We start from the raw sequence: 14,994 nt of genomic DNA, 5'->3' as shown, positions 1-14,994 counted from the left end.
CTCCCGCCGGTCGGGCCCCACCGCCGTGTCGCGGGCAGCCGGTCAGCCCTGGGGGGCCGCGGCCCGCAGGGCGACGCGGCCCTCGCCCGCGTACACGTTCATGGAGCTTCCCCGCAGGAAGCCCACCAGTGTCAGACCGGCCTCCGCGGCCAGATCCACCGCCAGCGACGAGGGCGCCGAGACCGCCGCCAGCACCGGAACGCCCGCCATCACGGCCTTCTGCGCCAGCTCGAAGGAGGCCCGCCCGGAGACCAGCAGGATCGTGCGCGACAGCGGCAGCTCCCCGTTCTGCAGGGCACGGCCGACCAGCTTGTCGACCGCGTTGTGCCGGCCCACGTCCTCCCGTACGTCCAGCAGCTCCCCGCTCTCCGAGAACAGGGCCGCCGCGTGCAGGCCCCCGGTCCGGTCGAAGACCCGCTGGGCCGCCCGGAGCCGGTCGGGGAGGCTCGCGAGCAGCTCGGGCTCAACCCGGAGCGGGGGAGTGTCGGCGATGGGCCAGCGGGTCGTCGTCCGCACCGCGTCCAGGCTCGCCTTGCCGCACAGACCGCACGACGAGGTCGTGTAGACGTTCCGCTCCAGGGTGATGTCCGGGACGACGACGTCCGGGGCCGTCCGCACATCGACCACGTTGTAGGTGTTCGACCCTTCCACGGTCGCCCCGGCGCAATAGACGATGTTCTGCAGATCGGATGCCGTCGCCAGGACGCCCTCGCTCACCAGGAAACCCGCGGCGAGCGCGAAGTCGTCACCGGGTGTCCGCATGGTGATCGCGAGCGGCTTCCCGTTGAGCCGGATCTCCAAAGGCTCCTCGGCGACGAGCGTGTCCGGGCGACTGGAGACCGCCCCGTCCCGTATACGCAGTACCTTGCGTCGTTCCGTGACTCGTCCCATGTCCTGATCAGCCCCGGTTCTGTACGTGCTGGCAGCCGAAACGGCCCTTGATGCAGAGGTTGCCGTGGGTCACCGGGCTGTCGTGCGGCGAGGTGACCTTCACGATCTCATTGTCCTGCACGTGCAGCGTCAGGTGGAGCCCACTCCGCAGTACGCGCACACCGTCGTCGTCTCCACTGCGCCGAGTCGTCCCACGTACCCGCCGCGCGCAGGCCGAACTCCGACCGGAACGACAGCGCGCCCGGCGGGCACACCTCGATCGAACGGGCCCGGTTCGGACTCGTGGCGTCCAGGACGCAGACGCGACGGAGCAGGATCAGTGAGGCGTCCCCGGCCTGGGCACGGCCATCGCGGCCGGCGGCTCCCGGGGCGCCGAGTCGGGCGCACGCGCGGCGAGGACGGCCTCGCGCACGCTCGCCGGCGCCGACACCGCCGCACAGCTCGGCCCCCCGGCCGCCGCACAGGCGAGGTCCGTGCACACATGGAGCACGGTCGCGGGGCGCGGCTTGACCGAGCACACGGCGTAGGACGTGGCTCGGGATACCGGTCGGTCCGACCGTTCGGCGCGCCCGGAATACCGTTCATCGCATACGGTCGACGCGCCGCCTTCTCAACTTGCTGCAGGGTTCCTACCGTTCGGCATCATGAGTCCCCCTGTCGCACCCTCGGGCTGGAGCCGCTGGCTGGTTCCGCCCGCCGCGCTCTCCGTCCACCTCTCCATCGGCCAGGCGTACGCCTGGAGCGTGTTCAAGCCGCCGCTGGAATCGGCGCTCGGTCTCAGCGGCACCCAGAGCGCGCTGCCCTTCCAGCTCGCCATCGTGATGCTCGGACTGTCCGCCGCGTTCGGCGGCACGCTCGTGGAGCGCAACGGTCCGCGCTGGGCGATGACGGTCGCCCTCGTGTGCTTCTCGTCCGGCTTCCTGATCTCCGCGCTCGGCGCCGCGACGGAGCAGTACTGGCTGATCGTCCTCGGCTACGGCTTCGTCGGCGGGATCGGCCTCGGCATCGGCTACATCTCACCCGTCTCGACCCTGATCAAGTGGTTCCCCGACCGGCCCGGCATGGCCACCGGCATCGCCATCATGGGCTTCGGCGGCGGTGCGCTCATCGCCTCGCCCTGGTCGGCACAGATGCTGGAGTCCTTCGGAGCCGACCACTCCGGGATCGCGCTCGCGTTCCTCGTGCACGGGTTGTCGTACGCCGTGTTCATGCTGCTGGGCGTGCTGCTGGTGCGGGTGCCGCGCACCGAGCGGCCGGTCGACAGCGGGCCCAGTGTCCTGGCCGGTCCTCAGGTCTCGGCACGCAGCGCCGTGCGCACCCCGCAGTTCTGGTGCCTGTGGGTCGTGCTGTGCATGAACGTGACCGCCGGCATCGGCATCCTGGAGAAGGCCGCCCCGATGATCACGGACTTCTTCGCCGACACCTCGACCCCGGTCTCCGTGACGGCCGCCGCCGGCTTCGTCGCCCTGCTGTCCGCGGCCAACATGGCGGGCCGCATCGGCTGGTCGTCCACCTCCGACCTGATCGGACGCAAGAACATCTACCGCGTCTATCTGGGCGTCGGCGCCCTGATGTACGCGCTGATCGCCCTGTTCGGGGACTCCTCCAAGCCCCTGTTCATCCTGAGCGCGCTGGTGATCCTCTCCTTCTACGGCGGCGGTTTCGCGACGATCCCCGCCTACCTCAAGGACCTCTTCGGCGCGTACCAGGTCGGCGCGATCCACGGCCGACTGCTGACCGCCTGGTCCACGGCCGGGGTCCTCGGCCCGCTCATCGTGAACTGGATCGCCGACCGGCAGGAGGAGGCCGGCAAGCACGGCGCGTCCCTGTACGGCCTGTCCTTCGGCATCATGATCGGACTCCTCGTCGTCGGCTTCGTCGCCAACGAACTCGTCCGGCCCGTCGACGCCCGCCACCACATCCCCGCCCCGAGAAAGGCCGCCGATGTCGCACGACAGCAGCCCGAGTCCGCCTGACCGCCGACCACTGATCGCCTTCGCCTGGCTGTGGGTGGGCGCGCCGCTCGCCTACGGGCTTTACGAACTCGTGCTGAAGGCAAAGCAGCTGTTCACCGGGTAGGCGTTCGGGGGGCCGGGCGTCCGAGGCCTGACGGAAGCCGACAACACCTGAGGCCGATTCCTGTGGCTTCACCTGCCGTCGTACCCGTGAGTCACTGATCAGACTGGTGGGTCCCGCTACCCGAAGCAACTTAGGGGGACCCCCCAATGAACGGCTCGCGCATCGCCGCCGTCGGCCACTACCAGCCCGCCAAGGTACTCACCAACGAGGACCTGGCGGGCCTGGTCGACACCAGCGACGAGTGGATCAGGTCCCGGGTGGGCATCCGCACGCGGCACATCGCCGGTCCCGACGAGCCGGTCGACGAGCTCGCCGCGCACGCCGCCGCCAAGGCGCTCGCGACGGCGGGGCTGACGCCGGCCGACATCGACCTGGTGCTGGTCGCCACCTCCACGGCCGTCGACCGCTCCCCGAACATGGCCGCCCGTGTCGCCGCCCGCATCGGCGTGCCGAACCCCGCCGCCATGGACGTCAACGTGGTGTGCGCCGGATTCACCCACGCGCTGGCCACCGCCGACCACACCGTCCGCGCCGGAGCGGCGAGCCGTGCCCTGGTCATCGGCGCCGACAAGATGTCCGACGTCACCGACTGGACCGACCGTACGACGTGCGTGCTCGTCGGGGACGGCGCGGGCGCCGCCGTGGTGGAGGCCTGTTTGTCGGGTGAGGAGCCCGGCATCGGGCCCGTGCTGTGGGGGTCGGTGCCCGAGATGGGGCACGCCGTGCGCATCGAGGGACAGCCCGCGCGGTTCGCGCAGGAGGGGCAGAGCGTCTACCGCTGGGCGACCCAGCAGCTGCCGCCTCTGGCCCGGCAGGCCTGCGAGCGGGCCGGCCTCGCCCCCGCGGACCTCGCCGCCGTCGTCCTGCACCAGGCGAACCTGCGCATCATCGAGCCCCTCGCGGAGAAGATCGGCGCGGTCAACGCCGTGGTCGCGCGGGACGTGTGCGAGTCCGGGAACACCTCGGCCGCCAGTATCCCGCTGGCGTTCTCCAAGCTCGTGGAGCAGGGCGGGATCTCCACGGGAGACCCGGTACTGCTGTTCGGGTTCGGCGGCAACCTGTCGTACGCGGGGCAGGTTGTGCGCTGTCCGTGAGTGCGCTGCCTGTGAGTGCGCTGCCGGTGAGGGGGCGTGCGACGAGGTCAACTGTGCCCTGCTCTGGCACCTGTACGCCGTGGACTGTAGACGAAAGACAATCGATACTGATTGTCCGGCTGTGGCCAGCCCGGCGCCGTCCAGGAGGGGGAGCGACCGATGTTGTCGACAGGACTGCCGCAGGGCGCGGTGCCCAAACTCGAACGCCCCGGCCCGCTGCGCGACCGTGTCTACGAGGCACTGCTCGAACTCATCACGACCCGCGCCCTCCAGCCCGGCCAGCACCTGGTCGAGAGCGAACTCGCCGGGCACCTCGGAGTCTCCCGGCAGCCGGTGCGTGAGGCACTGCAACGGCTGAACACCGAGGGCTGGGTCGATCTGCGGCCCGCCCAGGGCGCCTTCGTGCACGAGCCGACCGAGCAGGAGGCCGACCAACTCCTCACCGTGCGTACGCTCCTGGAGGGCGAGGCCGCCCGGCTCGCCGCGGCGAACGCGGACAGTGCCGGCATCGCCGCGTTGGACGAACTGTGCGCACAGGGACGCTTGGCCGTCGCCAAGGACGACGTGGACGCTGCCGTCGTCCTCAACGCCCGCTTCCACGCGAAGATCATGGAGTTGGCCGGCAACGCCGTCCTCGCGGAACTCGCCGCCCAGGTCGACCGCCGCGTGCGCTGGTACCACACGCCGGTCGCCCGGCAGCGCGGGCACAAGTCCTGGGCGGAGCACGCGGAGCTCATCACCGCGATCGTGGCCGGGGATCAGCAGGAGGCTGCCCGTCTCATGCGCGAACACACCGAGCACACGCGGAAGTCGTATCACGAGCGCGCCAAGTCCTGAGCGACGCCGGGCCCTTCACTCTGTGTGACCCCCCGCCTTCGGGTCATCCTTGTCCGTGACTTTCTTTGTCCTGTCAGTGGAGAAAGTTCGCAGCAATCCGTGCACGGCTTCTTCCCAGCCCCGGCAGTCGCTGCTACGTTCCCCTCGAAAGCCCGACACGGGTGGCCGAATCGAGGCGAGGAGGGGTTCGTGAGACGCATGACGGCACGCCCCGCCAACGCGCACCAGGCCCGGCTGCTCAAGCTGTTGCGTGACTCCGGGCCCAACTCCCGTGCCCAACTGGGTGACCAGGTCGACCTGTCGCGGTCCAAGCTGGCCGTGGAGGTCGACCGGCTGCTGGAGACGGGTCTTGTCGTGGCCGACGGACTCGCCGCCTCGCGCGGCGGGCGCCGCTCCCACAACATCCGGCTCGCGCCGGGCCTCCGCTTCCTCGGCATCGACATCGGCGCCACCTCCGTCGACGTCGCGGTCACCAACGCGGAACTGGAGATCCTGGGCCACATCAACCAACCCATGGACGTGCGCGAGGGACCGGTCGCGGTCTTCGAGCAAGTCCTTTCCATGGCCGCCAAGTTGCGCGCATCGGGGCTCGCGGAGGGCTTCGACGGCGCCGGCATCGGCGTCCCCGGCCCGGTCCGCTTCCCCGAGGGCGTACCGGTCGCGCCGCCGATCATGCCGGGCTGGGACGGCTTCCCCGTGCGGGAGGCGCTCAGCCAGGAACTCGGCTGCCCGGTCATGGTCGACAACGACGTGAACCTCATGGCGATGGGGGAGCAGCACGCGGGCGTCGCCCGCTCCGTGGGCGACTTCCTCTGCGTCAAGATCGGCACCGGCATCGGCTGCGGCATCGTGGTCGGCGGTGAGGTCCACCGCGGTGCGACGGGCAGCGCGGGCGACATCGGGCACATCCAGGCCGTGCCCGACGGACGCCCCTGCGCCTGTGGCAACCGGGGCTGCCTGGAAGCCCACTTCAGCGGGGCGGCACTGGCCCGCGACGCGCTGGAGGCGGCCCAGCAGGGCCTCAGCGTCGAACTCGCGACCCGGCTGGAGACCAACGGCGTCCTGACCGCCGTGGACGTCGCCGCCGCGGCCGCCGCGGGCGACGCGACCTCCCTCGACCTGATCCGCGAGGGCGGCGACCGCGTCGGCCAGGTCATCGCGGGACTCGTCTCGTTCTTCAACCCCGGCCTGGTGCTGATCGGCGGCGGGGTGACCGGCCTCGGCCACACCCTGCTCGCCGCGATCCGCACGCAGGTCTACCGCCAGTCACTGCCCCTCGCGACGGGCAACCTGCCTATCGTCCTGGGGGAGTTGGGGCCGACCGCCGGAGTCATCGGCGCGGCCCGACTCATCAGCGACCACCTCTTCTCGCCCGCCTAGACCCCGACTTCGGTTCGGCCCACCAGTACAGCGCATCGCTCTGCCCTGCCTGAAAACGCCTGCTCTGCCTGAAGACAACGCCTGCTCTGCCTCAGAACTCCTGTTCTTCCTCAAGAGGCCCGCGCGGCAGGCGAATCGCCCTGAAACCGGCCCGCACGTCCGCCGAGGGGAACCCACATGGCACCAGAACCACCGCTGCTCACCATGTCCGGCATCACCAAGTCGTTCCCCGGCGTCCGGGCCCTGGACGGCGTCGACCTGGACGTCCAGGCCGGTGAAGTGCACTGTCTGCTCGGCCAGAACGGTGCCGGGAAGTCCACCCTCATCAAGGTCCTGGCCGGCGCCCACCAGCCCGACACCGGCACGATCCACTGGCGCGGCGAGCCCGTCACGCTGCGCTCGCCCATCGCCGCCATGCGCCTCGGCATCGCCACCATCTACCAGGAACTCGACCTGGTCGAGCACCTGTCCGTCGCCGAGAACGTCCACCTCGGCCACGAACCCACGGCCGCCGGCTTCGTCGTACGGGGAAAGGCGGCACGCGCGTCAACGGCCGCTCTGCTGAAGCGACTCGGGCATCCGGAGATCGATCCGTCCCGGCTCGTCGGCGCGCTGTCGGCGGCACAGCGACAGATCGTCTCCATGGCGCGGGCGCTCTCCCACGACGTACGCCTCATCGTCATGGACGAGCCGTCGGCGGCCCTCGACCCCGACGAGGTCGACAACCTCTTCCGGATCGTCGCAGACCTCACCGCCGCGGGTGTCGCCGTCGTCTACATCTCGCACCGCCTGGAAGAGATCCGCCGCATCGGCGACCGCGTGACGGTACTGAAGGACGGCCGCGCGGTGGCGGGCGGGCTGCCCGCCGAGTCGACACCGACCCGTGAGGTCGTGGCGCTGATGACGGGGCGGAACGTGGAGTACGTCTTCCCCGCCCGGCCGGCGGCGGGCTCGGCGCCGACCGGGCCGCCGATCCTCCAGGTGCGGGGGCTGGCCCGGGAGGGCGAGTTCGCGCCCCTCGACCTCGACCTGCACCCGGGGGAGATCGTCGGACTCGCGGGGCTGGTCGGCTCCGGGCGCTCCGAAATCCTGGAGACCATCTACGGCGCCCGCAATCCGAGCGCCGGTCAAGTCCTCGTCGAAGGAAGGCCGTTGCGGCCCGGCAGCGTACGCGCGGCCGTCCGCGCCGGTCTCGGTCTCGCGCCCGAGGAACGCAAGGCGCAGGCGCTGCTGATGCTGGAGTCCGTCACCCGAAACGTCTCGGTCTCCTCCATGTCCCGCTTCTCACGCGGGGGTTGGATCGACCGGAGCGCCGAACTCGGTGCAGCGCGGGCCGCGACACGCGAGCTGTCGCTGCGCCCCGACAACCCGTCCGTCCCTGTGCGCACCCTCTCCGGCGGCAACCAGCAGAAGGCCGTCCTGGCCCGCTGGCTGCTGCGCGGCTGCCGTGTCCTGCTGCTGGACGAACCCACCCGCGGTGTCGACGTCGGCGCCCGCGCCGAACTGTACGCGGTCGTACGTCGACTGGCCGACGAAGGGCTCGCCGTGTTGCTGGTGTCCAGCGAGGTGCCGGAGGTGCTCGGCCTCGCCGACCGTGTGCTGGTGCTCCGCGAGGGCCGCGTCGTCCACACGGCGCCCGCCCGCGAGCTCGACGAACACCGCGTACTCGACCTCGTCATGGAAGGAAGCCCGGCGTCATGACGCAGCCCGTCTCCCCGCCCCGGGACAGCACCGACAAGGTGCCGTCGGTCGGCCAACTCCCCGCGTGGCGCGGCCTCGTGGCCCGCGCCGATGTCCGCACCCTGTCCCTCCTCGGCGTGCTCGCCGTCCTGGTCGTCATCGGCGGGATCACCAAGCCCGAGCAGTTCCTCGACACCCGCAACCTCCAACTCGTCCTCACCCAGGCCTCGGTGATCGGTGTCGTCACCGTCGGCATGACCTTCGTGATCACCTCCGGCGGCATCGACCTCTCCGTCGGCGCGATCGTCGCCCTCGCCTCGGTGTGGGCGACCACCGTCGCCACGCAGGAGTTCGGCTTCGCGGGCATCCTCTTCACCGCGGTGCTCGTCGGGCTCGGCTGCGGCCTGGTGAACGGGCTGCTCATCGCGTACGGCGCGATGGTCCCGTTCATCGCCACGCTCGCCATGCTGGCCTCGGCGCGCGGGCTGGCGTTGCAGATCACCGACGGCAGGACGCAGATCGTCACCGTCGACGGGATCCTCGAACTGGGCGAGCGCGACTCCTACGTGCTCGGGATTCCGCCGCTTGTCCTGGTCTTCGCGGTCGTGACGGTCATCGGCTGGCTGCTGCTCAACCGGACCACCTTCGGGCGCCGCACGGTCGCCGTAGGCGGCAACGCGGAGGCCGCCCGGCTCGCCGGCATCGATGTCCGCCGCCAGCGCCTCTACCTCTACCTGCTGTCCGGGCTGTGCTGCGGCATCGCCGCCTTCCTGCTGATCGTCCTGTCCGGCTCGGGCCAGAACACCAACGGCAACCTCTACGAACTCGACGCCATCGCCGCCGCGATCATCGGCGGCACGCTGCTCAGCGGCGGCCGCGGCACCATCACCGGCTCCGTGCTCGGCGTCCTGATCTTCACCACGATCACCAACATCTTCGCCCTGAACAACCTGCAGAGCGACGTCCAGCAGATCGCCAAGGGCGCGATCATCGTCGCCGCCGTGCTGGTCCAGCGCCGTACCGCGAGCACGACCTGAGGAAAGGGTTCACCGCCATGTCACACCTCACCAGTCGCAGAGGACTGCTCTTCGGCACCGCCGCCGTGTCCGCGGGTGCCCTCCTCGCAGGTTGCACGAGTAACGAGCCCAGCGACGAAAAGCCGGCCGCCGACGACCAGCCCGCGGCCGACGACAAGCCCGGCAAGCGGGTCACCATCGGCTTCGCCGGCCCGCAGGCCGACCACGGCTGGCTCAACGCCATCAACGACAACGCCAAGAACCGGGCGAAGAAGTACACGGACGTCACCCTGGAGATCACCGAGGGCTCCAACGACACCGCCACACAGATCGGCCAGATCGAGACCCTCATCAACAAGAAGGTCGACGTCCTGGTCGTCCTGCCCGCCGACGGCAAGGCACTCACCCAGGTCGGCCTGAAGGCGATGCGCGCCGGCATCCCCGTCGTCAACCTCGACCGCATCTTCAACACCCCGCAGGCGTACCGGTGCTGGATCGGCGGCGACAACTACGGCATGGGGCTCAACGCCGGCCACTACATCGGCGAGAAACTCAAGGGGAAGTCGAACGCCAAGGTCATCGAGCTGGCCGGCCTCGACAACCTGGAGCTGACCAAGCAGCGCACCCAGGGCTTCGACGACGCGCTGAAGAACTACCCCAACATCAGGAAGGTGGCCCGCCAGGCCGCCGACTTCACGGTCGAGTCCGGACAGGCCAAGATGGCCCAACTCCTCCAGGCGCAGTCCCAGTTCGACGCGGTGTGGAACCACGACGACGACCAGGGCGTGGGCGCGCTGCGCGCCGTCGCGCAGGCCGGGCGCGACGACTTCCTGATGGTCGGCGGCGCCGGCGCGCTCTCCGCCTTCCAGGCGATCAAACAGGACAACGGCGTCCTCAAGGCGACCGTCCTCTACCCGCCGACCATGGCCGCCTCCGCGATCGACCTCGCCCGCGCCCTCGGCCAGGGCAAGGGCGTCGGCGGCCTCGCCGAGTACGAGATCCCCGCCTCGATCACGCTGTACTCGGCCGTCGTCGACAAGGACAACGTCGACCAGTACATGTCCACGGGCTTCCGGTGAGCCCCGCCTTCGACTCGAACGACGGCTCACCGAGAGCCCGTCCACGGGCTTGAAGTGACCGGCTTCCCACGAGGCGCCCGCACCCCCCACCGCGCCACGACGACGAGGAGGACCTCTGCATGGAACAGCCGCAGCAGTCAGCAGGACCGGAGGCCGGGAAACCACCGCTGCGCGTCGGCATGGTCGGCTACGCCTTCATGGGCGCCGCCCACTCCCAGGGCTGGCGCACCGCGGGCCGTGTCTTCGACCTGCCCCGCCGCCCGGTCCTCGCCGCGATCTGCGGCCGGGACGCGGCGGCCGTGCGCGCGGCGGCGGACCGGCACGGCTGGGCGGCGGCCGAGACCGACTGGCGCGTCCTGATCGCACGGGACGACATCGACGTCGTCGACATCTGCACCCCCGGCGACAGCCACGCCGAGATCGCCCTCGCCGCCCTGGAGGCCGGCAAGCACGTCCTGTGCGAGAAGCCCCTGGCGAACACCGTCGAGGAGGCCGAGCGGATGACGTATGCCGCCGAAGAGGCTTACGAACGCGGCCAGTTGGCGATGGTCGGCTTCAACTACCGCCGGGTCCCCGCCACCGCGCTGGCCCGCCGGATGGTCGCCGAGGGCAGGCTCGGCACCCTGCGCCATGTGCGAGTTACATACCTTCAGGACTGGCTGGTGGACCGCGACTTCCCGCTGACCTGGCGTTTGCGCAAGGAACTCGCCGGATCCGGATCACTCGGCGACCTGGGCGCGCACATCGTCGACCTGGCGCAGTGTCTTGCGGGGGAGAGGCTGGCGGGTGTCTCAGCGCTCACCGAGACGTTCGTACGGCAGCGGCCGCTGCCCGGCGGGGGCGCGAGCGGCGGACTGGCCGCCGTGTCGACCGCCGGCACCGGCACGGTCACCGTGGACGACGCCGCCCTGTTCACCGGCCGCTTCGCCTCCGGCGCCCTCGCCTCCTTCGAGGCCACCCGGTACGCCACCGGCCGCAAGAACGCCCTGCGCATCGAACTCAACGGCGAACACGGCTCGTTGGCGTTCGACCTGGAGCGTCTCAACGAGCTCTGGTTCCACGACGGTTCGGAGCCCCCCGCACAGGCCGGCTTCCGGCGCATCCTCGTCACCGAGCCCGAACACCCCTACCTCGACGCCTGGTGGCCCCCGGGCCACGGACTCGGCTACGAGCACACCTTCGTCCACCAGGCCCGCGATCTGGTCCATGCCATCGCCGAGGGGCGCCGCCCCGAACCCTCCTTCGCCGACGGACTCCAGGTCCAGCGCGTCCTCGCGGCGGTGGAGGAGAGCGCGGAGAAGAACTCCGTCTACACCCCGATAGCGGTCTGAGGAGGCCCCACGCATGCCGCGCCAGTTCACGCTCTTCACCGGCCAGTGGGCCGACCTGCCCCTCGAAGAAGTCTGCCGCCTCGCCCGCGACTTCGGCTACGACGGTCTGGAACTCGCCTGCTGGGGCGACCATTTCGAGGTCGACAAGGCCCTCGCCGACCCGTCGTACCTGACCTCGCGCCATCAACTGCTCGACAAGTACGGCCTGAAGTGCTGGGCGATCTCCAACCACCTGGTCGGCCAGGCGGTCTGCGACGCCATCATCGACGAGCGGCACCAGGCGATCCTGCCCGAGCGCATCTGGGGCGACGGCGAGCCGGAAGGCGTCCGGCAGCGGGCCGCCGCCGAGATCGCCGACACCGCCCGCGCCGCGGCCGCCTTCGGCGTCCAGACCGTGGTCGGCTTCACCGGCTCCGCCATCTGGCACCTGGTCGCCATGTTCCCGCCCGCGCCCGAGTCGATGATCGAGCGCGGGTACGAGGACTTCGCCGAGCGCTGGAACCCGATCCTCGACGTCTTCGACGCGGAGGGCGTGCGGTTCGCGCACGAGGTCCACCCGAGTGAGATCGCATACGACTACTGGACGACCGTACGCACACTGGACGCGGTCGACCGTCGACCGGCCTTCGGTCTCAACTTCGACCCCAGCCACTTCGTGTGGCAGGACCTCGACCCGGTCGGCTTCCTGTGGGACTTCCGCGACCGCGTCTACCACGTGGACTGCAAGGAGGCCCGCAAGCGCCTCGACGGCCGGGGCGGCCGCCTCGGTTCCCACCTGCCCTGGGGCGACCCGCGCCGTGGCTGGGACTTCGTGTCGGCCGGCCACGGCGACGTCCCCTGGGAGGACGTCTTCCGGATGCTGCGCTCCATCGACTACCAGGGCCCTGTCTCCGTGGAGTGGGAGGACGCCGGCATGGACCGGCTCCAGGGCGCCCCGGAGGCCCTGACCCGCCTCAAGGCGTACGACTTCGAGCCGCCGTCGGCCTCCTTCGACGCGGCGTTCGGCAACTGACGCTCTCTCAGCTCTCCGGGATGACGGCGCATCCCGGCGCACGCACCCGCCCGTACAACCGGCCTTTTCCTGGAGGCATCCGTGCACGGGAACGACCGCATCACCCGCACCGACCGAACACAGCCGCACAGACGACGACGCCCGTCCTGGCGCAAGGCGGCCGCCCTGGTCAGCGGCGCGCTGCTGGCGGGCGCGTCCCTCACGCTCACCTCGCCTCCGGCCGGCGCAGCCGTCGCCGACCGGGGGCCCGCCGCCGCGGCCGAGGACTTCCAGCAGGTCACCCTCGCCAAGGGCGAGGCGGAGGTCGGCGAGCCCATGTCGCTCGCCGTCCTCCCCGATCGCTCCGTCCTGCACACCTCACGCGACGGCGAACTCCGCCTCACCGACGCGGCCGGCACCACCCGGCTCGCCGGCAAGCTCGACGTCTACTCCCACGACGAGGAGGGACTCCAGGGCATCGGCGTCGACCCGGCCTTCGCGGAGAACCGTTTCATCTATCTCTACTACGCACCCCCGCTCAACACCCCCGCCGACGACGCCCCCGAAACCGGCACCGCGGCGGACTTCGCGCCCTTCGACGGCGTCAACCGACTCTCCCGGTTCGTCCTGAAGACGGACGGGACGCTCGACACCGCCAGCGAGACGAAGATCCTCGACGTGCCGGCCTCCCGGGGCCTGTGCTGCCACGTCGGCGGCGACATCGACTTCGACGCGGCGGGCAACCTCTACCTGTCGACCGGCGACGACACCAACCCCTTCCAGTCGGACGGCTTCACCCCGATCGACGAACGCGCGAACCGCAACCCGGCCTTCGACGCCCAGCGTTCCTCCGGCAACACCAACGACCTGCGCGGCAAGATCCTGCGGATCAAGGTGAACGCCGACGGCTCGTACACCGTCCCCGACGGCAACCTCTTCGCCCCCGGCACGGACAAGACACGGCCCGAGATCTACGCGATGGGCTTGCGCAACCCGTTCCGCTTCAGCGTCGACAAGAAGACCGGCATCCTCTACGTCGGCGACTACGGCCCCGACGCGGGCGCCGCCGACCCGGCCCGAGGCCCCGGCGGTCAGGTCGAGTTCGCCCGGGTGACCGGCCCCGGCAACTTCGGCTGGCCGTACTGCACCGGCGACAACGACGCCTACGTGGACTACGACTTCGCCACCGGCGCCTCGGGGGCCGCCTTCGACTGCGCCGCCCCGAAGAACACCTCGCCGAACAACACCGGCCTCACGGACCTGCCCCCGGCCCAGGCCGCCTGGATCCCGTACGACGGAGGGTCCAAGCCCGAGTTCGGCAGTGGCTCCGAGTCCCCGGTGGGCGGCCCGGTCTACCACTACGACGCCGCGCTCGACTCGCCGGTGAAGTTCCCCGAGGCCTACGACGGTGACTTCTTCGCCGGGGAGTTCGGCCGCCGCTGGATCAAACGGATCACGAGCGACGCGAACGGCACCGTGCAGTCCATCAACGACATCCCGTGGACCGGCACCCAGATCATGGATATGGCCTTCGGCCCCGACGGCGCGCTGTACGTCCTCGACTACGGCGTCTCCTGGTTCGGCGGCGACGAGCACTCGGCCCTGTACCGCATCGAGAACGCCACCGACGGCCACTCCCCGGTACCGCAGGCTGCGGCGAGCCGCACCTCCGGGCAGGCCCCGCTGAAGGTGCGGTTCTCCTCCGAGGGCACCAGCGACCAGGACGGCGACCGCCTCACGTACAGCTGGGACTTCGGCGACGGCGGCAGGTCGACGCGGGCCAACCCGGCGTACACCTACCGCAAGAACGGCACCTACACCGCGACCCTGACCACCAGGGACGCGACCGGCCGCACCGGCAGCGCGAGCGTGCAGATCGTGGTCGGCAACACCGCGCCCACCGTCGTGCTGGAGGCGCCGAAGGACGGACAGCTGTTCAGCTTCGGCGACGCGATCCCCTTCAAGGTGAAGGTCACCGACCCGGAGGACCGAAGGATCGACTGCTCCAAGGTCACCGTCACCTTCGTCCTCGGCCACGACAGCCACGGCCACCCGGTGACCTCCGCCCAGGGCTGCACCGGCACCCTCCAGACCAGCGCCGACGGCGGCCACGACGAGGACGCCAACATCTTCGGAGTCCTGGACGCCGAGTACACCGACGGCGGGGGCGGCGGCCAGGCCCCGCTCACCACGCACGACCAGAACGTCGCCCAGCCCCGCCACCGTCAGGCCGAGCACTTCGGCGACTCCTCCGGCGTCACCGTGAGCACGAAGGACACCGCGCACGGCGGGCGTACCGTCGGAGACATCGACAACGGGGACTGGATCTCCTTCACGCCGTACGTCCTGAGCAACGCCAAGCAGATCACGGCGCGTGTCTCCTCCGGAGGCGCGGGCGGCACGCTGGAGATCCGCGCCGGATCCCCGACGGGCACCCGGCTCGGCAAGGCGACGGTCCCCGTGACCGGCGGCTGGGAGACCTTCCAGGACGTCACCGCCGCCCTGTCCCGTGCACCGAGGGGCACGACCACGCTCTACCTGGTCTTCAAGGGCGGCTCGGGCGCCCTGTTCGACGTGGACGACTTCACCTTCACGACCGGCTGAGAGGAGGCTCCC

12 protein-coding genes and 1 pseudogene are annotated in these 14,994 nt (G+C 70.7%); 11 read left to right on the top strand and 2 right to left on the bottom strand.

The genetic code is table 11. From position 1 onward, the window contains the following. Positions 1-42: 42 nt before the first annotated feature. Together fdhD and AC067M_RS18870 are read right to left on the bottom strand one after the other, a co-directional pair. Positions 43-891: a formate dehydrogenase accessory sulfurtransferase FdhD gene (gene fdhD, locus AC067M_RS18875; protein ID WP_478698112.1), complete on the bottom strand. Its 849-nt coding sequence runs from the start codon at positions 889-891 to the stop codon at positions 43-45. Between the two features lie 7 nt (positions 892-898). Then, positions 899-1,154: pseudogene (locus AC067M_RS18870) on the bottom strand (2Fe-2S iron-sulfur cluster-binding protein); the annotation flags it as partial. Between the two features lie 381 nt (positions 1,155-1,535). Between AC067M_RS18870 and AC067M_RS18865 the strand changes: the two are divergent. From AC067M_RS18865 to AC067M_RS18815, 11 genes are all read left to right on the top strand, one after another. Further along, positions 1,536-2,867: an OFA family MFS transporter gene (locus AC067M_RS18865; RefSeq protein WP_478698111.1), complete on the top strand. Its 1,332-nt coding sequence runs from the start codon at positions 1,536-1,538 to the stop codon at positions 2,865-2,867. Beyond that, the gene (locus tag AC067M_RS18860; RefSeq protein ID WP_267882582.1) at positions 2,836-2,970 is read left to right on the top strand and encodes an MFS transporter small subunit; all 135 of its coding nucleotides are present in this window, start codon (positions 2,836-2,838) and stop codon (positions 2,968-2,970) included. The genes AC067M_RS18865 and AC067M_RS18860 overlap by 32 nt, the downstream gene beginning before the upstream one ends. Before the next feature lie 146 nt (positions 2,971-3,116). After that, positions 3,117-4,064 (top strand): beta-ketoacyl-ACP synthase III, encoded by a 948-nt coding sequence (locus AC067M_RS18855; protein WP_478698110.1) that lies wholly within the window; start codon positions 3,117-3,119, stop codon positions 4,062-4,064. Between the two features lie 159 nt (positions 4,065-4,223). Then, positions 4,224-4,901 (top strand): GntR family transcriptional regulator, encoded by a 678-nt coding sequence (locus AC067M_RS18850; protein WP_478698109.1) that lies wholly within the window; start codon positions 4,224-4,226, stop codon positions 4,899-4,901. A gap of 198 nt (positions 4,902-5,099) precedes the next feature. Further along, positions 5,100-6,281, top strand: a complete 1,182-nt coding sequence (locus AC067M_RS18845) for an ROK family transcriptional regulator (RefSeq protein WP_478698226.1) — start codon at positions 5,100-5,102, stop codon at positions 6,279-6,281. Between the two features lie 177 nt (positions 6,282-6,458). Beyond that, a complete protein-coding gene (locus tag AC067M_RS18840; RefSeq protein WP_478698108.1) occupies positions 6,459-7,982 on the top strand; it encodes a sugar ABC transporter ATP-binding protein in 1,524 nt (507 codons plus the stop codon). Further along, on the top strand, positions 7,979-8,998 hold the full coding sequence (locus tag AC067M_RS18835) for an ABC transporter permease (RefSeq protein ID WP_478698107.1): 1,020 nt from the start codon (positions 7,979-7,981) through the stop codon (positions 8,996-8,998). Before AC067M_RS18840 ends, AC067M_RS18835 begins: the two co-directional genes overlap by 4 nt. Before the next feature lie 17 nt (positions 8,999-9,015). Then, positions 9,016-10,056: a substrate-binding domain-containing protein gene (locus tag AC067M_RS18830; protein WP_478698106.1), complete on the top strand. Its 1,041-nt coding sequence runs from the start codon at positions 9,016-9,018 to the stop codon at positions 10,054-10,056. A gap of 119 nt (positions 10,057-10,175) precedes the next feature. Then, positions 10,176-11,387 (top strand): Gfo/Idh/MocA family protein, encoded by a 1,212-nt coding sequence (locus tag AC067M_RS18825; protein WP_478698105.1) that lies wholly within the window; start codon positions 10,176-10,178, stop codon positions 11,385-11,387. 13 nt (positions 11,388-11,400) lie between these two features. Further along, on the top strand, positions 11,401-12,399 hold the full coding sequence (locus AC067M_RS18820) for a sugar phosphate isomerase/epimerase family protein (protein WP_478698104.1): 999 nt from the start codon (positions 11,401-11,403) through the stop codon (positions 12,397-12,399). Between the two features lie 81 nt (positions 12,400-12,480). Next, positions 12,481-14,982 (top strand): PQQ-dependent sugar dehydrogenase, encoded by a 2,502-nt coding sequence (locus tag AC067M_RS18815; protein ID WP_478698103.1) that lies wholly within the window; start codon positions 12,481-12,483, stop codon positions 14,980-14,982. The last annotated feature ends 12 nt before the right edge of the window (positions 14,983-14,994 follow it).

The sequence above is a fragment of the Streptomyces sp. NPDC043427 genome, from assembly GCF_056436655.1.
The sequence above is the reverse complement of the archived record's forward strand: the minus strand, read 5'-3'. Positions and strand labels throughout refer to the sequence as shown.

Coding starts and splice junctions, on each gene's coding strand:
- fdhD (WP_478698112.1), bottom strand. CDS start 891: ATGGGACGAGTCACGGAACGACGCAAGGTACTGCGTATACGGGACGGG.
- AC067M_RS18865 (WP_478698111.1), top strand. CDS start 1,536: ATGAGTCCCCCTGTCGCACCCTCGGGCTGGAGCCGCTGGCTGGTTCCG.
- AC067M_RS18860 (WP_267882582.1), top strand. CDS start 2,836: ATGTCGCACGACAGCAGCCCGAGTCCGCCTGACCGCCGACCACTGATC.
- AC067M_RS18855 (WP_478698110.1), top strand. CDS start 3,117: ATGAACGGCTCGCGCATCGCCGCCGTCGGCCACTACCAGCCCGCCAAG.
- AC067M_RS18850 (WP_478698109.1), top strand. CDS start 4,224: ATGTTGTCGACAGGACTGCCGCAGGGCGCGGTGCCCAAACTCGAACGC.
- AC067M_RS18845 (WP_478698226.1), top strand. CDS start 5,100: ATGACGGCACGCCCCGCCAACGCGCACCAGGCCCGGCTGCTCAAGCTG.
- AC067M_RS18840 (WP_478698108.1), top strand. CDS start 6,459: ATGGCACCAGAACCACCGCTGCTCACCATGTCCGGCATCACCAAGTCG.
- AC067M_RS18835 (WP_478698107.1), top strand. CDS start 7,979: ATGACGCAGCCCGTCTCCCCGCCCCGGGACAGCACCGACAAGGTGCCG.
- AC067M_RS18830 (WP_478698106.1), top strand. CDS start 9,016: ATGTCACACCTCACCAGTCGCAGAGGACTGCTCTTCGGCACCGCCGCC.
- AC067M_RS18825 (WP_478698105.1), top strand. CDS start 10,176: ATGGAACAGCCGCAGCAGTCAGCAGGACCGGAGGCCGGGAAACCACCG.
- AC067M_RS18820 (WP_478698104.1), top strand. CDS start 11,401: ATGCCGCGCCAGTTCACGCTCTTCACCGGCCAGTGGGCCGACCTGCCC.